The 21,001-nt window shown below is 61.1% G+C and carries 19 protein-coding genes and 2 pseudogenes; 12 read left to right on the forward strand and 9 right to left on the reverse strand.

The features are described from left to right. Positions 1-24 precede the first annotated feature (24 nt). A complete protein-coding gene (locus tag BM321_RS01550; RefSeq protein ID WP_092326913.1) occupies positions 25-1,488 on the forward strand; it encodes a glyceraldehyde-3-phosphate dehydrogenase in 1,464 nt (487 codons plus the stop codon). Positions 1,489-1,656: 168 nt separating this feature from the next. On the opposite strand, the gene BM321_RS01555 is transcribed toward BM321_RS01550, so the two are convergent. Next, positions 1,657-2,955: an MFS transporter gene (locus tag BM321_RS01555; protein ID WP_092441310.1), complete on the reverse strand. Its 1,299-nt coding sequence runs from the start codon at positions 2,953-2,955 to the stop codon at positions 1,657-1,659. Between the two features lie 261 nt (positions 2,956-3,216). On the opposite strand from BM321_RS01555, the gene BM321_RS01560 reads away from it, so the two are divergent. Further along, on the forward strand, positions 3,217-4,206 hold the full coding sequence (locus BM321_RS01560) for an FAD:protein FMN transferase (RefSeq protein WP_092441311.1): 990 nt from the start codon (positions 3,217-3,219) through the stop codon (positions 4,204-4,206). Between the two features lie 211 nt (positions 4,207-4,417). Further along, positions 4,418-5,812, forward strand: coding sequence for a Si-specific NAD(P)(+) transhydrogenase (sthA, locus tag BM321_RS01565; RefSeq protein ID WP_092197335.1), 1,395 nt, complete (start codon positions 4,418-4,420; stop codon positions 5,810-5,812). Positions 5,813-5,854: 42 nt separating this feature from the next. Here sthA and BM321_RS01570 read toward each other — a convergent pair whose 3' ends face one another. Together BM321_RS01570 and BM321_RS01575 are read right to left on the reverse strand one after the other, a co-directional pair. Then, the gene (locus BM321_RS01570) at positions 5,855-6,577 is read right to left on the reverse strand and encodes a glycerophosphodiester phosphodiesterase (protein ID WP_092197333.1); all 723 of its coding nucleotides are present in this window, start codon (positions 6,575-6,577) and stop codon (positions 5,855-5,857) included. Further along, positions 6,574-7,170, reverse strand: coding sequence for a PilZ domain-containing protein (locus tag BM321_RS01575; RefSeq protein WP_092326908.1), 597 nt, complete (start codon positions 7,168-7,170; stop codon positions 6,574-6,576). The genes BM321_RS01570 and BM321_RS01575 overlap by 4 nt, the downstream gene beginning before the upstream one ends. Positions 7,171-7,264: 94 nt before the next feature. Between BM321_RS01575 and BM321_RS01580 the strand changes: the two genes are divergently transcribed. From BM321_RS01580 to BM321_RS01590, 3 genes are all read left to right on the forward strand, one after another. Then, positions 7,265-8,515 (forward strand): lipoprotein-releasing ABC transporter permease subunit, encoded by a 1,251-nt coding sequence (locus BM321_RS01580; RefSeq protein ID WP_092166585.1) that lies wholly within the window; start codon positions 7,265-7,267, stop codon positions 8,513-8,515. 7 nt (positions 8,516-8,522) lie between these two features. After that, positions 8,523-9,206, forward strand: coding sequence for a lipoprotein-releasing ABC transporter ATP-binding protein LolD (gene lolD / locus BM321_RS01585; protein WP_162843734.1), 684 nt, complete (start codon positions 8,523-8,525; stop codon positions 9,204-9,206). Between the two features lie 63 nt (positions 9,207-9,269). Continuing rightward, the gene (locus BM321_RS01590) at positions 9,270-10,514 is read left to right on the forward strand and encodes a lipoprotein-releasing ABC transporter permease subunit (RefSeq protein WP_092326905.1); all 1,245 of its coding nucleotides are present in this window, start codon (positions 9,270-9,272) and stop codon (positions 10,512-10,514) included. 65 nt (positions 10,515-10,579) lie between these two features. Here BM321_RS01590 and BM321_RS01595 read toward each other — a convergent pair whose 3' ends face one another. Next, positions 10,580-11,938 (reverse strand): heavy metal sensor histidine kinase, encoded by a 1,359-nt coding sequence (locus tag BM321_RS01595; protein ID WP_092441312.1) that lies wholly within the window; start codon positions 11,936-11,938, stop codon positions 10,580-10,582. Beyond that, positions 11,935-12,615, reverse strand: a complete 681-nt coding sequence (locus BM321_RS01600) for a heavy metal response regulator transcription factor (RefSeq protein WP_092326901.1) — start codon at positions 12,613-12,615, stop codon at positions 11,935-11,937. Before BM321_RS01600 ends, BM321_RS01595 begins: the two co-directional genes overlap by 4 nt. Before the next feature lie 374 nt (positions 12,616-12,989). Here BM321_RS01600 and queF point away from each other — a divergent pair, with 374 nt between their 5' ends. After that, positions 12,990-13,820, forward strand: a complete 831-nt coding sequence (queF, locus tag BM321_RS01610) for an NADPH-dependent 7-cyano-7-deazaguanine reductase QueF (protein WP_013692631.1) — start codon at positions 12,990-12,992, stop codon at positions 13,818-13,820. 161 nt (positions 13,821-13,981) lie between these two features. Here the strand turns inward: queF and BM321_RS01615 are convergent, their stop codons facing one another. Continuing rightward, complete coding sequence (locus BM321_RS01615; RefSeq protein ID WP_092326898.1) at positions 13,982-14,245, reverse strand: DUF4404 family protein; 264 nt, start codon at positions 14,243-14,245, stop codon at positions 13,982-13,984. A gap of 109 nt (positions 14,246-14,354) precedes the next feature. After that, entirely contained in the window at positions 14,355-14,975 is a 621-nt protein-coding gene (locus BM321_RS01620; RefSeq protein ID WP_092441314.1) for an HAD superfamily inactivated hydrolase PcrP, read from the reverse strand. Positions 14,976-15,176: 201 nt separating this feature from the next. Between BM321_RS01620 and BM321_RS01625 the strand changes: the two genes are divergently transcribed. The 3 genes from BM321_RS01625 (at position 15,177) to rssC (ending at position 17,875) form a co-directional block, all read left to right on the forward strand. Further along, entirely contained in the window at positions 15,177-15,866 is a 690-nt protein-coding gene (locus tag BM321_RS01625) for an MlaA family lipoprotein (protein ID WP_092441315.1), read from the forward strand. A 345-nt stretch (positions 15,867-16,211) separates the two neighbouring features. After that, positions 16,212-17,393 (forward strand): two-component system response regulator RssB, encoded by a 1,182-nt coding sequence (gene rssB, locus BM321_RS01630; RefSeq protein ID WP_053120765.1) that lies wholly within the window; start codon positions 16,212-16,214, stop codon positions 17,391-17,393. After that, a complete protein-coding gene (rssC, locus tag BM321_RS01635) occupies positions 17,393-17,875 on the forward strand; it encodes an anti-sigma factor antagonist RssC (protein ID WP_025212773.1) in 483 nt (160 codons plus the stop codon). Before rssB ends, rssC begins: the two co-directional genes overlap by 1 nt. Before the next feature lie 206 nt (positions 17,876-18,081). On the opposite strand, the gene tal is transcribed toward rssC, so the two are convergent. Next, a complete protein-coding gene (gene tal / locus BM321_RS01640) occupies positions 18,082-19,008 on the reverse strand; it encodes a transaldolase (RefSeq protein WP_072407787.1) in 927 nt (308 codons plus the stop codon). A 177-nt stretch (positions 19,009-19,185) separates the two neighbouring features. Beyond that, positions 19,186-20,205, reverse strand: coding sequence for a tRNA dihydrouridine(20/20a) synthase DusA (gene dusA, locus BM321_RS01645; protein ID WP_092441316.1), 1,020 nt, complete (start codon positions 20,203-20,205; stop codon positions 19,186-19,188). 157 nt (positions 20,206-20,362) lie between these two features. Between dusA and BM321_RS01650 the strand changes: the two are divergent. Both BM321_RS01650 and BM321_RS01655 read left to right on the forward strand, forming a co-directional pair. After that, positions 20,363-20,611: pseudogene (locus BM321_RS01650) on the forward strand (site-specific integrase); the annotation flags it as partial. Next, positions 20,596-20,848, forward strand: a pseudogene (locus BM321_RS01655) (DNA adenine methylase); the annotation flags it as partial. The pseudogenes BM321_RS01650 and BM321_RS01655, both read left to right, overlap by 16 nt. Between the last annotated feature and the right edge of the window lie 153 nt (positions 20,849-21,001).

A 21,001-nucleotide genomic window follows, 5' to 3' on the forward strand; every position in this document is an offset into this window, starting at 1 on the left:
GTAGCCCCTTTTTTCAGCCCCTACATGTGGAAGGTTACCGTGACTCAGAAGCCCGACCAGTGTCTTGGTGAATGGATTGATCGTGAAGCGCTCGCCGAAGCGATGATCCCCCTCATCGGTCAGCTCTACCGCAATAACAACGTGGTGAGCTCGATCTATGGCCGCAGCCTGATCAACCAGTCTGTCATCGCGATCCTCAAAGCCCACCGCTTTGCTCGCCACCGTTCTTCCGACGACAGCGAACTCTCCGTCCACGAAACATTCCCTCTGCTCAAGGCCATGAGTGAGCTCAAGCTCGGCGCGGCGTCGGTGGACTTGGGCAAACTGGCGTTCAAATTCCGCAACGAAGGCAATGGCCGTAGCGCCGAGCAGTTCGTGCGTGAAGAGATGGCTGATGTGGTTGGCCAGCAGAACGTTTCGGCTCGCAAAGGCACTGACGTGGTCCTGTACGGCTTCGGCCGTATCGGCCGCCTGCTGGCGCGCATCCTGATCGAAAAAACCGGTGGTGGCGACGGCCTGCGCCTGCGGGCCATCGTGGTGCGCAAGGGCGCCGAGAATGACCTGACCAAGCGTGCCAGCCTGCTGCGCCGTGACTCGGTCCATGGTTCGTTCAACGGCACCATCACCATCGACGAAGAAAACAACACCATCACCGCCAACGGCAACCTGATCCAGGTGATCTACGCGAAGAACCCGACCGAGGTGGACTACACCCAGTACGGTATCAAGGATGCGCTGCTGGTGGATAACACCGGTGTATGGCGCGACGCCGACGGCCTGGGCCAGCACCTGGCCTGCCCGGGTGTCGATCGCGTTGTCCTGACCGCGCCAGGCAAGGGCAAGCTGAAGAACATCGTTCACGGCATCAACCACGGCGACATCACCGCTGACGACAAGATCGTCTCCGCCGCCTCTTGCACCACCAACGCCATCGTGCCGGTGCTCAAGGCCGTGAACGACAAGTTCGGCATCGTCAACGGTCACGTCGAAACGGTTCACTCGTACACCAACGACCAGAACCTGATCGACAACTTCCACAAGGGCGATCGCCGTGGCCGCAGCGCCGCGCTGAACATGGTCATCACCGAGACCGGTGCCGCCACCGCCGCCGCCAAGGCCCTGCCTGAACTGGCCGGCAAGCTGACCGGCAACGCGATCCGCGTGCCGACGCCGAACGTGTCGATGGCCATTCTCAACCTGAACCTCGAGAAAGCCGCCACCCGTGAAGAGATGAACGAGTACCTGCGCTACATGGCGCTGCACTCCGAACTGCATAAGCAGATCGATTTCGTCAATTCCCAGGAAGTGGTGTCCACCGACTTCGTGGGCTCGCGCCACGCCGGTGTCGTGGATGCCGAGGCCACCATCAGCCAAGACAACCGCGTTGTCCTGTACGTCTGGTACGACAACGAATTCGGTTACAGCTGCCAGGTGGTTCGCGTGATGGAAGACATGGCCGGGGTAAACCCGCCAGCGTTCCCGCGCTAAGCCTTAGCCGCTTGTGAAAACGCCCCGACTTGTCGGGGCGTTTTTTTGTCCGGGTTTTGGGGTGCCTGGGCTGGCCTCATCGCGAGCAAGCTCGCTCCCACAGTTGACCGAGTTGTTGCTGATGTATGCGTTCCAATGTGGGAGCGGGCTTGCTCGTGAAGGAATCTATCAGGCGCCGCTCGCCATCGAAGCCTGCGCAGTCCGCAGTTCATGCCGATTGCCCTTGAACAACACCAAGGTCGCAATCAACCCCAGCACCGCCGCCCCACTGAGCCAGATCCCCGGTGCAGCCTTGTTGTCGAGCACGTGGATCAGGTAGGTACAGGCCGCCGGAGTAAATCCGCCGAACGTCGCTGTCGCCAGGCTGTAGGCCAGGGAGAAACCGGTGGTGCGCACTTCAACCGGCATGATTTCCGTCAAGGCCACCACCATGGCACCGTTGTAGGATCCGTACAGGAACGACAGCCATAGTTCGACGATCAGCAAGTGGCTGAAACTAGGATTCGCCACCAGCCAGGCCAGCGCCGGATAGGCGGTCAGGATCGCCAGGATCGTCGCACCGAGGAGCAGGGGTTTGCGTCCGATCTTGTCGGAAAACGCCCCCATCGCAGGCAGCCAGAAGAAATTCGACAAGCCGATGCACACCGTGACCAGCAGCGCATCCAGATCCGACAGGTTCAACTCGGCCTTGCCGAAGGTCGGTGTGTAGGCGGTGATCAGGTAGAACGACACGGTGGTCATCACCACCAGCGCCATGCCGGCCAAGACAATGCCGAAGTTCTGACCGATGGAGCGGACAATTTCCGACAGGGTGGGGCGGTGTTTTCTTGCTTGGAATTCAGGTGTTTCTTCCAGCGAACGACGAATCATGAAGATGGCCGGGACAATCATGCACCCCACCAGGAACGGTACGCGCCAGCCCCAATCGCCCATCTCCTGGGGGCTCAGCCAGTGATTGAGGCCAACCCCCAGCAAGCCGGCAAACACCACTGCCGCCTGTTGGCTGGCGGATTGCCAACTGACAAAGAAGCCTTTGCGCCCCGGCGTGGAGATTTCCGCCAGGTAGACCGACACGCCACCCAGCTCCACGCCTGCGGAGAAGCCTTGCAGCAATCGGCCCAGCAGCACCAGCAAGGGGGCCGTCACGCCGAGGGTCGCGTAGCCTGGCACGCAGGCGATCAGTAGGGTGCCCATGGCCATCAGCGCCAGGGTGATGATCAAGCCTTTGCGACGGCCATGGCGGTCGATGTAGGCACCAAGAAAAATCGCCCCCAGGGGACGCATCAGGAATCCGGCACCGAACGTGGCCAGGGACAGCATCAGCGAGGCGAACGCACTGTCGGCGGGGAAGAACGTCTTGGCGATGGCCGTGGCGTAGAAGCCGTAGACCATGAAGTCGAACATCTCCAGGAAGTTGCCGCTGACAACGCGAAAAATCGCCTTGCCGTTGCTCGTGGTGGAAGACATTTTGGGTACTCACTCTGGCAAATCTTGTATGAAGGCGCTGCACGCTGCTGCACGCTGTGGGGGCGGCCTGTGGGAGCAAAGCTTGCTCGCGATGAACGATAGGCAGCCTTGTAGCTGGACCGTGTCGCATGCATCGCGAGCAAGCTTTGCTCCTACAGGTCTGATCCCACAGGTTCGCGCACGCACGCGCTGAGGCCCATAATGGCGGGCGCGGTTTTGAGGGGAGATGAAGATTTGTTAACTGGACGATGGTGGACATTTGTGATCTTGGCCGGTGTTTTGTCCGGCTGCGGTAATGGCGACACCCTCGAGCGCTTCGCCGGTCCGACCATGGGCAGCCATTATTCCATTCAGTACGTCAGGCATTCCGCCGGGCCCGCTCCGAAAACGGTGCAGGCCGAGGTAGAAAACATCCTTGCCGAAGTGGATCGGCAATTCTCGACCTATCGCGGCGATTCGGACGTTGAGCGCTTCAACGCATTGCCGGCCAACAGTTGCCAGGTCATGCCTGGGCCGGTCCTGGCGTTGATCCGCGTGGGCGAGCAGTTGTCGATTCAAAGCGATGGCGCCTTCGATCTGACCGTGGAGCCGCTGCTGAACCTGTGGGGCTTCGGGCCCCAGTCCCGGGAAGAGAAAGTGCCGACTGCAGAAACCTTGACCTTGGTGCGCCAGCGCGTCGGTCATGGTCATTTGCGTATTGAGGGCGACCGGTTGTGCAAGGACGCCGCGGTGGAAGTCGATTTCAACAGTATCGCCGCCGGTTATGCCGTCGACCGCACCGCCGCGAGGCTCCAGGCCCTGGGCATTGACAGTTACCTGGCCGAAGCCACCGGGGAACTCAAGGCCGTCGGGCGCAAACCCGATGGTTCGGCCTGGCGCATCGCCCTGGAAGAGCCCCGGGATGACCGGCAAGTGGCGGAGCGTGTCATCGAGGTCAACGGCTACGGGGTTTCCACCTCGGGTGACTACCGTCATTACTTCGAACAGGGCGGTCAGCGTTATTCCCACGCCTTCGATGCACGCACTGGTGCGCCGGTCCTACATAACCTGGCGTCAGTCACGGTGATTCATCCTTCGGCGCTGATGGCCGATGGACTATCGACTCTGTTGCTGATTCTTGGCCCTGAACGGGGTTGGGACTATGCCGAAAAACATGGCATCGGGGTATTTTTCGTGCTCCGGGACGGCAATGGCTTTGTCGCCCGTACCAACGATGCGTTTGAACGGATCAGCGGCGGGAAAACCCAATGATGACAGCGCAATGAAAGCTTGCCTGTGGCGAAATAGCGCAGGCAAAACTAGCCTACGACGCGACCAAGGGGTAATGTGCGCGGCGTTGACGCTTCTATAGACTGTGGCCGGGCTCGTGAACCGGCCCCAAATTGTTCCTTCATGCCGCAGGCCGGCATGATTTAGCCGTCGATGCCTAGTGAGGCGTCGCGGCCTGTTCTGAGGAGTACGCATGGCTGTCTACAACTACGACGTGGTGGTACTGGGCTCCGGCCCGGCGGGGGAAGGCGCGGCGATGAACGCGGCCAAGGCAGGGCGCAAGGTGGCGATGGTCGACAGCCGTCGGCAGGTCGGCGGCAACTGCACCCACTTGGGTACCATCCCGTCCAAGGCCTTGCGTCACTCGGTCCGGCAGATCATGCAGTTCAACACCAACCCGATGTTCCGGGCCATCGGCGAGCCGCGCTGGTTCTCCTTCCCGGACGTGCTCAAGAGCGCCGAGAAGGTGATCTCCAAGCAAGTGGCCTCGCGCACCGGCTACTACGCCCGCAACCGCGTGGATGTGTTCTTCGGCACGGGCAGCTTTGCCGACGAGCAGACGGTCGAAGTGGTGTGCGGCAATGGCGTGGTCGAGAAGCTGGTGGCCAAGCACATCATCATCGCCACCGGTTCGCGCCCGTACCGCCCGGCCGACATCGATTTCAACCATGCGCGGATCTACGATAGCGACACCATCCTGAGCCTGGGCCACACCCCGCGTAAGCTCATCGTCTACGGTGCCGGCGTGATCGGTTGCGAATACGCCTCGATCTTCAGTGGCCTGGGCGTGCTGGTGGAACTGGTGGATAACCGCGGCCAGTTGTTGAGCTTCCTCGACTCGGAAATTTCCCAGGCCCTGAGCTATCACTTCAGCAACAACAACATCACCGTGCGCCACAACGAAGAATACGAGCGCGTCGAAGGCGTCGACAACGGCGTGATCCTGCACCTCAAGTCCGGCAAAAAGATCAAGGCCGATGCCTTGCTCTGGTGCAACGGTCGTACCGGCAACACCGACACCCTGGGCCTGGAAAACATCGGCGTGAAGGTCAACAGCCGCGGCCAGATCGAAGTCGACGAGAACTACCGCACCTGCGTGCCGAACATCTATGGTGCCGGTGACGTGATCGGTTGGCCGAGCCTGGCCAGTGCCGCCCACGACCAGGGCCGTTCGGCCGCCGGCAGCATTGTCGACAACGGCAGCTGGCGCTTCGTCAACGACGTGCCGACCGGCATCTACACCATTCCGGAGATCAGCTCGATCGGCAAGAACGAGCAGGAGTTGACCCAGGCCAAGGTGCCGTACGAAGTGGGCAAGGCGTTCTTCAAGAGCATGGCGCGCGCACAGATCGCCGGCGAGCCGCAAGGCATGCTGAAGATCCTGTTCCATCGCGAGACCCTGGAAGTGCTGGGCGTGCACTGCTTCGGCTACCAGGCGTCGGAGATCGTGCACATCGGCCAGGCGATCATGAACCAGCCGGGCGAGCTGAACACGCTGAAGTACTTCGTCAACACCACGTTCAACTACCCGACCATGGCCGAAGCCTATCGGGTAGCGGCCTATGACGGGCTCAACCGGCTTTTTTGAGCGGCTCCGGCCGGTGGCCTGAGCCGGCCGGGGAGACCGATTTCAGCCCTTCCCGAGGGTGGCGGTGGCCAAACCGGGAAAGTCTGTAATCAGGCTGTCAGCGCCAAAGTCGGCGAGCCTGCGCATCAGCGCGGGCTCGTTGACGGTCCACACCGACACATGCAGGCCCTGGCGTTGGGCCTTGATCAGGCGCTCCGGCGTGCACAGGGTCCAGTTCAACGCCAGAATCTCGCAGCCGTAGCTCTGGGCGACCTTCAACGGGTCGAGCCAGGCGTATTCGGCCACCAGCCCTCGGGAGATGTCCGGGGTCAGGTCCAGGGCCGCCTTGAGCACTTCCCGGGAACTGGACGTGATGGTGATCTTGTCCAGCAGCCCGAAACGCTGGGCCATTTCGCGGATTCCCAATACCGTGGCCGCGGCGCGGGTGCGCGAGGCACTCTTGACCTCCAGTTGCCAGTGCTCGAAATCACACTTCTCGAACAGCTCCTCCAAGCGTGGGATCGGGCACGGCTTGATCCAGCCCGGGCCGCCCTTGCGCGCATCGTAGGTCACCAGCTCGGCGGCGGAATGTTCCACCACCTTGCCGCGGCGGTCCGTGGTGCGCTTGAGGGTCGGGTCGTGGATGACCATCAACTCGCCGTCCATCGAAAGATGCAGGTCCAGCTCGCAACGGCGTACGCCGTGCTTGAGACACTCCTGAAAACCGGTCAGGGTATTTTCCGGCGCTTCGCCCTTGGCGCCGCGGTGGCCATAAATGAGGGTCACGGTTCTTCCTTATTGATACCTGATTCGTTCAGTTCCCGGGCCAGGCGCCGTTCTTGCGCCTGTTTCTGCAGGATGTAGCGGGCCAGCAACTGGCGCTGGGCGTCGGTCGGGCGTTCGAACTCGGTGCCCACGTCGTAGCCGTCGCCCTTGGGATCACAGTGGGTGACCCGCGCCCGCAGCAGCAAGCCGAGGGCCTGGGGCATCAGCACCAGCTTGATTGACAAGTGGGCGCCGACGGCGATTGGCGTGGGGTATTGGAAGTCCACGCCGCCTTCGGAAATGATCACCGGCTGCGGCTCGCCGATTTCGCCGAGCACCGTCAGGGCAATGACCTGGCTGAGCAGGTCGATGCGTTTGTTCATTGCCTTGAGATACGCCGTGATGCTGCGTTCGCGCTCGCTGATCTGGCGCAGCAGGTGCTGTGACTCGAATTCGCTCAGGTGCAGTTCACTGAGCAGGTTGAACAATGGAGAAGCATCCTGCAACACTTCCTGGCCAGCAGCTTCAGGAATGGAGAGGGGCCGAATTTCCAGTGCGATCGTGTCCTCGATACGGTAGTATTCGCGGCGATCTTCTTCATCTAATGTCGACATGGCGAACCCATGGTAGCGGCGGTGGTCTGAGTGTAAAGCTGGTTTGTGACCCCCGCCACAAGGACGTTCCTTTTCCCTCCGAACAAGCCCCGACATGTTCAGACCTCTCTTCGTATTTATCGGCACGCGTTATACCCGTGCAAAGCGTCGCAATCATTTCGTATCGTTCATTTCCCTGACATCCATCATCGGACTGGCCCTTGGCGTGGTCGTGATGATCGTCGTGCTCTCGGTGATGAATGGTTTCGACCATGAGATGCGCACCCGCGTGCTGGGCATGGTGCCCCACGCGACCCTCGAAACCGGCGAAGCCATCAGCGATTGGCCGAGCCTGGCCGCCAAGGTCAAGCAGAACCCGCAGGTGCTGGCCGTGGCGCCATTCATCCAGATGCAGGGGTTGCTGACCAACGATGGCAAGGTGTCCAAGGTGTTGCTCAATGGCATCGACCCCGGGCTCGAGCGGCAGGTGTCGATCATCGATAACTTCATGCAGCAGGGCAAACTCGACGACCTGGCGCCCGGCAGCTTCGGTATCGTCATCGGCGACAAGGCCGCGGCCAAGCTCGGCGTTGCCATCGGCGACAAGCTGACCTTCGTCGCCCCGGAGGTCACCGTGACCCCGGGCGGCATGTTCCCGCGCATGAAACGCTTTACCGTGGTCGGCATCTTCCATGTCGGCGCCGGTGAGCTGGACGGTTACCTGGGGGTCACCAACCTCCAGGACCTGGCCCGCCTGCATCGCTGGAAACCGGATCAGGTTCAGGGCCTGCGGTTGAAGTTCGATGACCTGTTCCAGGCCCCGCGTGTGGCCTGGACCATCGCCCAGCAGCTTGGCGAAGACCGTTATTACGCCCGGGACTGGACCCGGACCCACGGCAACCTGTACCAGGCGATCCGTATGGAAAAAGCCATGATCGGCCTGCTGCTGTTGCTGATTGTCGCCGTGGCGGCGTTCAACATCATTTCCACGCTGGTGATGGTGGTGAACGACAAGAAGGGCGACATCGCGATCTTGCGCACCCTCGGTGCCACGCCAGGGCAGATCATGCGGATCTTCATGGTCCAGGGCACGGTCATCGGCGTGATCGGTACGTTCGTGGGGGCCCTGGTCGGGATGTTCGCCGCACTGAATGTCAGTGCCGCGATCGCCGCCCTCGAGGGCCTGATCGGGCACAAGTTTCTCAACGCCGACGTGTACTTCATCGACTACCTGCCATCGCAGTTGCAGTCCGATGACGTGTTGATGGTCTGCGGCGCCGCGTTGGTCCTGAGTTTCCTCGCCACCCTGTATCCTGCCTGGCGTGCCGCGCGCACCCAGCCTGCGGAGGCGTTACGTTATGAGTGAGTCGGGCATGAGTGAAAAAGCGATCTTGAGCTGCCGCAATCTGGGCAAATCCTACGAGGAAGGCCCGGAGTCGGTGGTGGTGTTGTCGGGCCTGCAACTGGAACTGCACCCGGGTGAGCGCGTGGCGATTGTCGGCACCTCCGGGTCCGGCAAAAGTACCTTGCTCAACCTGCTGGGCGGCCTGGATACGCCGACCGCCGGCAGCGTCTGGCTGGCCGGCGAAGAACTGTCGGCATTGAACGAGAAGGCCCGTGGCCTGCTGCGCAACCGTTCCCTGGGTTTCGTCTACCAGTTCCACCATCTGCTGCCCGAGTTCACCGCGCTGGAAAACGTCTGCATGCCGCTGTTGATCGGCCGCACGGCGATTCCCGAGGCCCGTCAGCGCGCCACGGCGTTGCTGGAGCGGGTAGGGCTGGGGCATCGCCTGGAACACAAGCCGGCCGAACTGTCCGGTGGCGAGCGCCAGCGCGTGGCGATTGCCCGGGCCCTGGTCAACAAGCCGGGTCTGGTGATGCTCGATGAGCCGACCGGCAACCTCGACTCCCACACCGCCCAAGGCATCCAGGACTTGATGCTGGAGCTCAGCACCTCGATGCGCACGGCGTTCCTGGTGGTGACCCACGACATGAACCTGGCCCGGCAGATGGACCGCGTCCTGCACTTGCAGGAAGGTTGCCTGACGCCCATCTGACCGACCGAAACCCGACACTTGGAAACAGTGCCGGGTCTTTTATTTTCATACGGTGCCCCGCGAATGTTCAGACCGTTATCGATCTTTATCGGCACGCGCTATACCCGCGCCAAGCGCCGCAATCGCTTTGTTTCGTTCATCTCCATGACCTCGATGATCGGCCTCGCCCTGGGTGTGCTGGCGATGATCGTGGTGCTGTCGGTGATGAACGGCTTCCAGCGCGAGATGAGCTCGCGCATCCTCGGCATGGTGCCCCACGCCACGATCGTCGGGGTGAATCCGATCGACGACTGGCAGCCGGTGGCCGCCGCGGCGCTGAAGAATCCTGAAGTGACCGCCGCCGTGCCGTTTACCGAGATGGAGGGCATGCTGAGCCATAAAGGTTCGATGCAGCCGATCCAGATCAGCGGCATCGATCCGGCCCAGGAAGGCAAGGTGTCCATCGTTGCCCAGCATATCGTCCAAGGGCGTCTCGATGACTTGAAGCCGGGCGAATACGGTGTGGTCATCGGCGAGATCACGGCCCGGCGTTTCCGTTTGAATGTCGGCGACAAACTGACGTTGATCGTGCCGGAAGTCAGCACCGCGCCGGGGGGCATCACGCCGCGGATGCAGCGCTTGAACGTCGTGGGTGTGTTCAAGGTCGGCGCCGAGCTGGACGGCTCCATGGCCCTGATCCACCTGGCCGACGCCGCGCAGATGCAGCATTGGCAGCCGAACCAGGTGCAAAGCGTGCGCCTGGCGGTGAAAGACTTGTACGCAGCGCCGAAGGTCTCCGGTGACATCGCCACCGGCCTTGGTGCGGATTACAAGGCTGACGACTGGACTCACACCCAGGGCAGCCTGTTCAGCGCCATGAAAATGGAAAAAACCATGATTGGCTTGCTGTTGCTGATGATCGTCGCGGTGGCGGCGTTCAACATCATCGCCACGCTGATCATGGTGGTGAACGACAAGGGCGCGGACATTGCGATCCTGCGTACTATCGGCGCCACGCCGCGGCAGATCATGGCGATCTTCATGGTCCAGGGCACGGTGATTGGTGTCGTCGGCACGCTCATCGGTGGTGTGCTGGGGGTGATCGCGGCGTTGAACGTCAGTGCGCTGGTGGGCTGGCTGGAGCGGGTCAGTGGTCAGCACATCTTCAGTTCCGATGTGTATTTCGTCAGCAACCTGCCGTCGGAGCTGCAGCGTGGCGACGTAGTGCTAATCTGCTCGGCCGGGTTCATCCTGAGCTTCCTCGCCACCGTCTACCCGGCATGGCGCGCGGCGAAGATCGAACCGGCGCAGGCGTTGCGGTATTCCTGATAACTCAGGATGGCCGCGAGACCCTTGTGGCGAGGGGATAAATCCCCTCTCCACAGGGTTTTGTGTCAGGGCTGGCTTGTCTTCGGCAACTCGATCAGGAACCGCGTCCAGCCATCGGCCGATTCGCAACGGATCTGCCCGCCATGGGCACGGATGATCGAGCGGGTGATGGCCAGTCCAAGCCCCGCGTGTTCGCTGCTGCCTTCCTGGCGGGCCGGGTCGGCGCGGTAGAAACGGTCGAACAGGCGCGGCAGCAAGTCCGCCGGGATCCCCTCGCCACTGTTCTCCACGCTGACCCTCACGCCTTGAGTTCCATCGACCATTCGCACCCGCACTTCACCGTCGACAGGGGTGAAGCGCAGGGCGTTGTCCAGCAGGTTGGAGAGCGCCCGGCGCAACATGTTGCGGTCACCCTCGATGCGACCGTCGCCCTCGCGTCTCAAACGGACCTTGGCGTCTTCAGCCAGGGGGGCGAAAAACTCGAGTAGCACGTCCACTTCCTCGCCCAATTGCAGCGGTTCGCGATTGAGCGCCAGCAGGCCATGGTCGGCCTTGGCCAGGTACAGCATGTCGTTGACCAGTTGCGCCATCCATTGCAGTTCTTCGAGATTGCTGTGCAACGCCTCGCGGTAGTCCTCCAGGGAGCGTTCGCGGGTGAGGGTGACCTGGGTGTGGGTCAGCAGGTTCGACAGCGGCGTGCGCAATTCATGGGCGATGTCGGCAGAGAACGCCGAGAGCCGCTGAAACGCATCGTCGAGGCGTCCGAGCATGGCGTTGATGCTGTGGGCCAATTCCGCCAGTTCGGCGGGCATTTGCTCTTCGGGCAGGCGGGCGTTGAGGGAACGGGCCGAGACGTTGCCGGCGATGGCGCCCATGCGTCGCAACGGCCGCAAGGCCCGCCGGGCGGCCCAGGCACCGAGCAGGGCGGTGGCCAGGGCCGAAAGGCCGACGGTCAGCCAGATCAGCCTTTGCATGCGTTGCAGGAAGTGCTGGTGATGGGTGATGTCCAGCAACAGGGTCAGTTGCGGTGAATCGGCTCGGTCGGGATACAGCGGCGCATTCAATACCCGGTAATCATTGTCGGCATCGCTGAGGGTCGACAGGCCGGGCCGCTCCGGCAACTGAGCCGGAATCCGGATTGAACTGTCGTACCAACGCACGCCATCGCTGCCTTTGATGCGCAGCGCCAGATCGGCCTGACGGCTCAGCTCATCTTCCAGTCGGCGCTGGGTCTGCTCGGCGTCAAGGTCTTGCAGGGCTCGGCGCAGGCCGATCAGCTTGCCTTCGAGCAGTTGCTGGTCCAGCTCGATGAAGTGTGCCTCGCTGCCATGGCTGAACAGCACGCCGGCAAACAACGACACCACGGCCGTGCAGGCAGCGAATAGCAGCGCCAGGCGGCTGCTCAGCGACCACCGGCCCCTCACAGGCTGCGCTCTTCAAGTACATAGCCCATGCCCCGCACGGTGTGGATGAGCTTATTGGGGAACTCATCGTCGATCTTGATGCGCAGGCGCCGGATGGCGACTTCGATGACGTTGGTGTCGCTGTCGAAGTTCATGTCCCAGACCTGGGACGCGATCAGCGATTTGGGCAGCACTTCACCCTGGCGGCGCAGGAGCATTTCCAGCAAGGCGAACTCCTTGGCGGTGAGGTCGATGCGCCGACCGCTGCGTTCGACGCGACGGCGGATCAGGTCCAGGCGCAAGTCGGCCAGTTGCAGGCTGGTTTCCTGTTGCGTCGAACTGCCCCGGCGCAACAGGCTGCGCACCCGCGCCAGCAACTCGGAAAAAGCAAAGGGCTTGACTAGGTAATCATCGGCGCCCAGCTCCAGCCCGTGGACTCGATCCTGTACCGCGTCCCGCGCGGTGAGGAACAGCACCGGGGTATCCAGGCCGGCCCCGCGGACGGCTTGCAGGATCTGCCAGCCATCGCGGCCGGGCAACATCACGTCGAGGATCAGCAAGGCGTATTCACCGCTCAAGGCCAGTTGCTGGCCGGTGACGCCGTCGGCCACCAAGTCGGCGTTGAACCCGGCTTCGCCCAGGCCTTGGCGCAGGTATTGGCCGGTTTTGGTTTGGTCTTCGACGATCAGCAGTTTCATGGGGCGGCTCAAGGCTGGGGTGGGACGAGGGCGTTATACCGTGGCAGGCGGGCTCGTGGCGCAACCTGACAAAGTTGTAATCGAACTGTCAGCCAACTGGCAGGCCTGCAGCGATAGAGTTTCCCACACGCTGATCCGATTGGAGTGTGGACATGTTGATGGGAACCCGCTTGATTGCAGGGGGTTGGTGAAGCCGGGCCAGACCGCCGAGCCGACCTGGACCTTAAGCAAGGCCGCGCGCCTGGAGTTTGCCTGCAATATTCTCGGCCACTAGCAGACCGGGATGAAGGGCGACCTGACAGTCAGTCAGTAAGCACTCAAAGGCCGCGGCAAAGGCTGATAGAATCCGCTGATTCTTCAGTCAGGTTTCCGTCATGCATCCCGCAGCCGAACACTCGCCGCTGGGCAAGTCCAGCGAATACATCGCCACGTACACGCCGTCACTGCTGTTCCCGATCCCGCGCACCGCGAAATGGGCGGAACTGGGCCTGACGGCCGAGACCCTGCCATACAAGGGCGTGGATTTCTGGAACTGTTTCGAGCTGTCGTGGCTGTTGCCGTCCGGCAAGCCGGTGGTGGCCATCGGTGAGTTCGCGATCCCGGCGGACTCGCCAAATATCATCGAATCCAAATCCTTCAAGCTGTACCTCAACTCCTTGAACCAGACTCCGTTCGCCGACACCGCGAGCCTGGAAGCCACCCTGCGCCAGGACCTGTCGGCCGCGGCCGGCAAGGCGGTGGGTGTGCGCATCCGCAGCCTCAAGGACGTGGAGCGTGAAGGCATCGTAGCGCTGCCCGGTACCTGCATCGACGATCTGGACATCAGCGTCGACTCCTACGCGCACCCGCGCCCGGAGCTGCTGCGCTGCGATGCTTCACGCATCGTCGAGCAAAGCCTGCACAGCCACCTGCTCAAATCCAACTGCCCGGTGACCAGCCAGCCAGACTGGGGCAGCGTGGCGGTGGAATATCGCGGCGCTGCCCTGGACCCGGCCAGCCTGCTGGCCTACATCGTCAGCTTCCGCCAGCATTCGGATTTCCATGAGCAATGTGTGGAACGAATCTTTCTCGACCTGCAGCGCTTGCTCAAACCGGAGAAATTGACGGTGTATGCGCGGTATGTACGGCGTGGTGGGCTGGATATCAACCCGTATCGCAGTACCGAAGACGTCCAACTGCCGAACCACCGCCTGGTCCGTCAATAAATGTGGGAGCGAGCTTGCTCGCGATGAGGGCAGCACCTCCAACATTGAGGTTGGCTGACACACCGCTATCGCGAGCAAGCTCGCTCCCACCGGGGGATTGCATTGCAGACGTGAAACTAAAAAGCCCTGCTAGATAGCAGGGCTTTTTGCATGCGAAGGGTTCAGATCCCCATGCTGCCCAAGGCTTGCACGATGTTGCGCAAGGTCCCGGCCAGCGTGGGGTGCTCCAGCTCGAAGCGTTCGACGGCCAGGTTCACATTGTCCGCGAGGTTGGTGTCCGGTGTTTGGGTTTCCAACTCAAGCTCAAGTTCGATCTGTTGCATCAGCGCGTGCAGGTCATCGCGCTCGACTTCGGTAAGCGGTGGATTCTGTTCCAATTGCTCGCGCAGTGTATTGAGCTGTTCTTGCAATTCGCGGGCAGGCATTGGCGTACTCCCTTTATTGATAGGCACAGCCATGGACCGCGACGCTGCGTCAAAAGTCCATGGCCTGCCTTAAGAGTAATCCACACTCACGCGCCCTGCATGATCCCGGTCAGGGCTTCTCGCCTTTGATGCGGCGCAGGCAGATATCGGCCAGGCAAGTGTCGAGTTCGCCCAAGTGATCGATCACTGAATGCACCCCGAGGCTGAACAATTGCACGGTGGCCTTGGCGCGTTTGGTTTCCCGCGCCTGTTGGCTCAATGCCTGCCACTCGGCGGGCGCCAGGCCACACAAAGAGCCGCAGGATGCCAGTCCGATCGTCCATAAACCTGCATTGAGTCCCGACTGCAACAACCGTGGTTCGCCGCTGACCAACACACAGCCGTCCAACTGCTGGACGTTCAGCGCCATCAACGCTTGCCAGCAGGCATGCGGCGCTGGCCATGGATAATTTGTTGCAGGAAGTTGCGGCGCTTTGATGGACGTGGGCAATGAAGCCGCCAGGCTATGGCTGATGGCGGGAGGCAATTCGTCAAGCCAGGCGCAGGGAATATTCAGATGTTGCAAGCGTTGCAGGCTTTCCAATGCGCCGGGTGTCGGCTGGGCGTGATCCGCTGGCGCTGCCCCTGGCTGACGAATGCGCGCCCCGAAATCCACCAGGCATCCGCTGAGGCCAAACAGTACGGCGGTCAGGCTGGGGGCGGGGAGAGGCAGGGCTTCGGCGCGGGGCATGGGAACGTCCTTGAAATAACCAGCAGCCTAATGGGCTCCGATGACAGTCCGGTGACAGTGAGGTGAAGGGGGCCAGTCGCGGAAAAGTCCTACGGCCTGGGTGTTTTTCGGTGCTGCCTATCCACGCGTTCCGTCTTATACTAGCCAGCTTACCGCCTGGGCTCGGCGCCCTTGCCTGAATAATCCAAGGAGTTCTTCCCTATGCGCTGGAGCCATCGTCTAGCTCAGCTGTGTCTTTCCGCTTGTGTCCTGCTGGTTCCGTTCGCCACTCAGGCCGCGACGGAAGAGGATCCTTGGGAAAGCGTCAACCGTCCAATCTTCACCTTCAACGACACCCTCGATACCTATGCGCTCAAGCCACTGGCCCAGGGTTATCAATACGTGACGCCGCAGTTCCTCGAAGACGGCATCCACAACATGTTCCGCAACATCGGCGACGTCGGCAACCTGGCCAACAACGTGCTGCAGGCCAAGCCGGCCGCCGCCGGGGTCGATACAGCCCGGTTGATCTTCAACACCACCTTCGGCCTGCTGGGCTTCTTTGACGTGGGCACCCAGATGGGCCTGCAGCGCAGTGATGAAGATTTCGGCCAGACCCTTGGCTACTGGGGCCTGGGCAGTGGTCCGTATGTGATGCTGCCGCTGCTGGGGCCAAGCACCCTGCGTGACGCGCCGGCCAAGCTGGTCGATGACTACACCGCGCCTTATCGTTATATCGATAACGTCTCGGTGCGTAACTCCATTCACGGCCTGAACATCGTCGATACCCGCGCCAGCCTGTTGTCAGCCGAGAAGATGGTGAGTGGCGACAAATACGTCTTCATCCGCAATGCCTACCTGCAGAACCGCGAATTCAAAGTCAAGGACGGCCAGGTCGAAGACGATTTTTGATTTCGACCCGTAAAATCACGAAGGCGGCCCAAAAGGCCGCCTTCTGTGCTTTGGCGTCGCGTTTGAGCGGGTTTGATCCTTCCATTGAGTTACGCTTCGCTCGGTTCTTATAACTCTCTGTGCTTTGACAAATAAAGACGGCAAGCGGCTATCTGCATGAGCTTGAAACGCCCCGCAGATGGGAGTACCGTCTGCGCCTTAGAAGGGCACCTCTGATGTAAGGGCGTGTAGGGCAAAGGCCTGAAACCGGTACGACAGAGAGGCTAGAAAGCGAATCCAGTAGTGCGTGCCAGGCCAGACCGCCCAGCCCGCTACGCCAACCTAATTCTGGCGCCGTTTGCCCACATGCCAAAAACCAGTGCCACGCTGCTGATAATCGATGATGACGAAGTGGTGCGAGCCAGTCTCGCAGCCTACTTGGAAGACAGTGGTTTCAGCGTCCTGCAGGCCAGCAATGGTCAACAGGGTCTTCAGGTATTCGAGCAAGACAAGCCCGACCTGGTCATCTGCGACCTGCGCATGCCGCAGATGGGCGGACTCGAACTCATTCGCCAGGTGACCGAGATTTCCTCGCAGACCCCGGTGATCGTGGTGTCGGGCGCGGGCGTGATGAACGATGCGGTCGAGGCATTGCGCCTGGGCGCGGCGGATTACCTGATCAAGCCCCTTGAAGACCTCGCGGTGCTCGAGCACTCGGTGCGCCGGGCCTTGGACCGTTCGCGCCTGTTGGTGGAAAACCAGCGCTACCGCGAGAAGCTGGAAACTGCCAACCGCGAGCTGGAAGCCAGCCTGAACCTGTTGCAGGAAGACCAGAACGCCGGGCGCCAGGTGCAGATGAACATGCTGCCGGTCAGCCCCTGGACCGTCGACGATTTCCGTTTTGCCCACCAGATCATCCCGTCGTTGTACCTGTCGGGCGATTTCGTGGACTATTTCCGCGTCGATGAGCGGCGAGTGGCGTTCTACCTGGCGGACGTTTCCGGCCATGGCGCGTCATCGGCCTTCGTGACGGTGCTGTTGAAGTTCATGACCACGCGGCTGCTGTTCGAATCCAAGCGCAATGGCACGTTGCCAGAGTTCAAGCCGTCGGAAGTCCTTGGGCATATCAACCGAGGCCTGATCAGTTGTAAGCTGGGCAAACACGTCACGATGGTCGGTGGAGTCATCGACGAGGAGACGGGTTTGTTGACCTATAGTATCGGCGGTCACCTGCCGTTGCCTGTGTTGTATACGCCAGACAGTGTTCGTTACCTGGAAGGACGTGGTTTGCCGGTGGGCCTGTTCAACGAGGCCACCTACGAAGACCACGTGCTGGAATTGCCACCGACATTCAGCCTGACGCTGATGTCTGATGGCATTTTGGACCTTTTGACGGAACCTACACTCAAAGAGAAAGAAGCGGCCTTGCCTGAACGGGTAAGCGCAGCGGGCGGTAGCCTGGAAGGCTTGCGTCAAGTGTTTGGATTAGCCACGCTCGGGGAGATGCCGGATGATATCGCCCTGTTAGTGTTGAGCAGGAACCTTTGATGAGTACCGGTAGAATCCAGTTCGCCGAGCAGGACGGCACCTTCGTCCTGAAGTTTGTCGGTGAAGTGCGCCTGACCCTGTGTTCGGCGCTGGATGCGACTATTGAGCGGATCTTCACCGCGCTGAACTTCAGCGCCATCGTGATCGACCTGACCGAAACCCGCAGCATCGACAGCACCACATTGGGCCTGCTGGCCAAGCTGTCGATCCTGTCGCGGCAAAAGGTCGGCCTGCTGCCGACCGTCGTCACCACCCACAACGACATCACCCGTCTGCTGCAATCAATGGGCTTTGACCAGGTGTTCAACATCGTGGGCGACCCCGTGCCGTGTCCGGAATGCCTGGACGACCTGCCTGATCAGGATCAGTCCGAAGAGGAAGTGCGGATCAAGGTGCTTGAAGCCCACAAGATCCTCATGGGGCTCAACGATTCCAATCGTGAAGCGTTCCATGATCTGGTGAATGCGCTGGAGCGACCTTGACCTTGAGCCTTGGGCTTTGTGTAGGCTGTACCGGCTTCATCGCGAGCAAGCTCGCCCCCACAGGTTTTGTGGCGTTCTGAGATCCCCCGTGAGAGCGAGCTTGCTCGCGATGGCGTTTGCCGACCCGCCACGTCCCTTAAGCCAAGCCGCATAAAAAAGGGCGAACCCAACCAGGTTCGCCCTTTTTACATGCCGGCTGGATCAGCTCAAAGCTTGGCTTGCAGCAATGCCTCCAGCTTCTCCTGGTCCCGGGCGAACTGACGGATACCTTCGGCCAGTTTCTCGGTCGCCATGGCGTCCTCGTTGGACAACCAGCGGAACTGCGCTTCGTTGAGGATCAAGCGTGCTTCCCCGGCTTGCCCTGGCGCCAGCTTGCGCTCCAGCTTGCCTTCGTCGGCGGCGAGTTTTTCCAGCAGGTCCGGGCTGACGGTCAAACGGTCGCACCCGGCCAGTTGCTCGATCTGGTTGAGATTGCGGAAGCTCGCGCCCATGACCACGGTCTTGTAGTCATTGGCCTTGTAGTAGTTGTAGATGCGCGTCACCGACTGCACGCCCGGATCATCCGCGCCGGTGTAGTCGTTGCCATTGGCTTTCTTGTACCAGTCGTAGATACGGCCCACGAACGGCGAAATCAGGAACACCCCGGCATCGGCACAGGCCGCGGCCTGGGCGAAGGAAAACAGCAGCGTCAGGTTGCACTGGATGCCTTCACGCTCCAACTGCTCGGCAGCACGGATGCCTTCCCAGGTGGAGGCAATCTTGATCAACACCCGATCCCGGCCAATACCGGCCTTCTCGTACAGGTCGATCAGACGGTGCGCACGCTTCAACATGGCCTCGGTATCGAACGACAGGCGCGCGTCCACTTCAGTGGAAATACGCCCCGGGATCACTTTCAGGATTTCTTGCCCGACCGCTACGGCAAAGCGGTCGCTGGCCAGGCCCACATCGCCCTTGCAGTCCGCCACGCAGGCGTTCAGTTGCTCGGCATAGCCCTGAATGGCCGACGCCTTGAGCAGCAGGGAAGGGTTGGTGGTGGCGTCCACGGGTTTGACGCGGGCGATGGCCTCGAAGTCGCCGGTATCGGCCACGACGGTGGTGAATTGTTTGAGTTGTTCCAGCTTGGAAGTCATGAGCGTGCTCTGTCCTATGGGTCCGTTGACATTACCCGAGGGCCGGCAGCCACTCAAGGGCGTGAAGAGGTATCGATGGCCCCAGCGGCAACAACCTGAAAACGGCTGTTTGAAAGGCCGGGGCGGTATCGGTAGATACGATGCCAAAACAGCGCGCAGGTTCAAAGCAAGTGACGGTTAACGCCCTTCCAGCAATTGCCTCGCCTGATCCAGCAACGCCAGCGGATCCTTGGTTTTGTGGATGTCCACCGACAACAACTGCCGAAACCGTCGCGCCCCCGGGAACCCGGTGCCCAGCCCCAACACGTGACGGGTGATGTGATGCATCGCCCCGCCAGCGGCCAGGTGATCGGCGATATAAGGCCGCAATTGCGCCAGCGCCTCGGCCCGGGTGATGGTCGGCGCGGTGCTGCCAAACAACTGCTGATCCACTTCGGCCAGCAGATACGGGTTGTGATAGGCCTCGCGCCCCAGCATCACACCGTCGAACGTCTGCAGATGCTCGTGGCAGGCCTCCAGCGTCTTGATTCCACCGTTGAGCACAATCTCCAACTCCGGAAAATCCGCCTTCAACCGCGCGGCTACGTCATAACGCAGCGGCGGAATGTCGCGATTCTCCTTCGGCGACAGCCCCTCCAGAATCGCAATCCGCGCATGCACGGTAAAACTCGTGCAACCGGCCTCGCGCACCGTCCCGACAAACTCACACAACTGCTCGTAACTGTCTCGCCCGTTAATCCCGATGCGATGCTTGACCGTCACCGGAATCGACACCGCATCACGCATCGCCTTCACACAATCGGCCACCAAACCCGGATGCCCCATCAGGCACGCGCCGATCATATTGTTCTGCACCCGGTCGCTGGGGCAGCCGACGTTGAGGTTCACCTCGTCGTAACCGTGCTCCTGGGCCATACGGGCGCAGGCGGCCAGGTCGGCAGGCACGCTGCCACCCAGTTGCAGGGCCAGGGGATGTTCGGATGGGTGATGGCGCAGGAAGCGTTCGTGGTCACCGTTGAGCAGCGCGCCGGTGGTGACCATTTCGGTGTAGAGCAGGGCGTGTTTGGAGAGGATGCGTAGGAAGAAGCGGCAGTGGGCGTCGGTCCAATCCATCATGGGGGCAACGCTGAAGCGGCGGGACGGCTCTGAACAGGGTGGACCAGTATTTACGGGCGATTCAGGTTTTTCTAAATTCATTGATACGGATCTTTTATACAGCGGTTTTTACCCATTTTCCCTGTTTTGAAAGGCGGTTGCTACGTTGTAGCATCCGGTTTCAGCAATTTAGCAACTGGATATGGGTACGATCACATCACGCTAGCGCAGGGACAGTTCGACGGCCTACACGGCGCAGATACGGATCAATCGGGACGGGAAGACAGTTTATCAGGAAAGCCAAACCTTCGACCGGAAGCAGGTGGCTCAGGCATGGATCAAGCGTCGGGAGACGGAGCTGGCTGCGCCAGGTGCTATCGAACGTGCGAACCGGAAGGGTGTGACGATCAAGAAGATGATCGATCAGTACCTGGACGAGTACGAGAAGATCCGACCGCTGGGAAAGACTAAGCGAGCAACCCTGATGGCGATCAAGGAGACGTGGCTGAAGTCCTGAACGACATCAACGGCGACTGGGTGACGCTCTATCGCGTCGTGCAGAACCACCTGGAAGAATTTGTGCGCCAGTTCAAATGGGCGCTCAGCTCCCGCCAGGTATTCGAGTGGCAGAAAATGACCCGTCCTGAAACCCTCACCGACATCAGCGCGCCGCCCGGTTCTTCTACCTGCAGCACCATGCCTTCGCCGGCAAGGTCACCGGCAGACGTTCGGCACCGCGACCACTCAAACTAGGAGTGCGGACTCTCAGCTCCCCCGGTTTGGGCTTGAAATCAGAAAAAGAAACCCGGACACCTGATAAGCGTGGTGTTTGTGGGTGGTGGGTATGGCTGTTAATAAATTAAATGTTTATCGGCGCGGTCGTCACGGATGTTTGAAG

The organism is Pseudomonas sp. NFIX10, from assembly GCF_900111955.1.
In the GTDB taxonomy this organism is placed as follows: domain Bacteria; phylum Pseudomonadota; class Gammaproteobacteria; order Pseudomonadales; family Pseudomonadaceae; genus Aquipseudomonas; species Aquipseudomonas fluorescens_AA.

Excerpts from the sequence above, each read along its gene's own strand:
- BM321_RS01550 (WP_092326913.1), top strand. The coding sequence starts at position 25 with ATGTGGAAGGTTACCGTGACTCAGAAGCCCGACCAGTGTCTTGGTGAA.
- BM321_RS01555 (WP_092441310.1), bottom strand. The coding sequence starts at position 2,955 with ATGTCTTCCACCACGAGCAACGGCAAGGCGATTTTTCGCGTTGTCAGC.
- sthA (WP_092197335.1), top strand. The coding sequence starts at position 4,418 with ATGGCTGTCTACAACTACGACGTGGTGGTACTGGGCTCCGGCCCGGCG.
- BM321_RS01575 (WP_092326908.1), bottom strand. The coding sequence starts at position 7,170 with ATGTCGACATTAGATGAAGAAGATCGCCGCGAATACTACCGTATCGAG.
- BM321_RS01580 (WP_092166585.1), top strand. The coding sequence starts at position 7,265 with ATGTTCAGACCTCTCTTCGTATTTATCGGCACGCGTTATACCCGTGCA.
- lolD (WP_162843734.1), top strand. The coding sequence starts at position 8,523 with ATGAGTGAAAAAGCGATCTTGAGCTGCCGCAATCTGGGCAAATCCTAC.
- BM321_RS01590 (WP_092326905.1), top strand. The coding sequence starts at position 9,270 with ATGTTCAGACCGTTATCGATCTTTATCGGCACGCGCTATACCCGCGCC.
- BM321_RS01600 (WP_092326901.1), bottom strand. The coding sequence starts at position 12,615 with ATGAAACTGCTGATCGTCGAAGACCAAACCAAAACCGGCCAATACCTG.
- queF (WP_013692631.1), top strand. The coding sequence starts at position 12,990 with ATGCATCCCGCAGCCGAACACTCGCCGCTGGGCAAGTCCAGCGAATAC.
- BM321_RS01615 (WP_092326898.1), bottom strand. The coding sequence starts at position 14,245 with ATGCCTGCCCGCGAATTGCAAGAACAGCTCAATACACTGCGCGAGCAA.
- BM321_RS01620 (WP_092441314.1), bottom strand. The coding sequence starts at position 14,975 with ATGCCCCGCGCCGAAGCCCTGCCTCTCCCCGCCCCCAGCCTGACCGCC.
- BM321_RS01625 (WP_092441315.1), top strand. The coding sequence starts at position 15,177 with ATGCGCTGGAGCCATCGTCTAGCTCAGCTGTGTCTTTCCGCTTGTGTC.
- rssB (WP_053120765.1), top strand. The coding sequence starts at position 16,212 with ATGCCAAAAACCAGTGCCACGCTGCTGATAATCGATGATGACGAAGTG.
- rssC (WP_025212773.1), top strand. The coding sequence starts at position 17,393 with ATGAGTACCGGTAGAATCCAGTTCGCCGAGCAGGACGGCACCTTCGTC.
- tal (WP_072407787.1), bottom strand. The coding sequence starts at position 19,008 with ATGACTTCCAAGCTGGAACAACTCAAACAATTCACCACCGTCGTGGCC.
- dusA (WP_092441316.1), bottom strand. The coding sequence starts at position 20,205 with ATGAATTTAGAAAAACCTGAATCGCCCGTAAATACTGGTCCACCCTGT.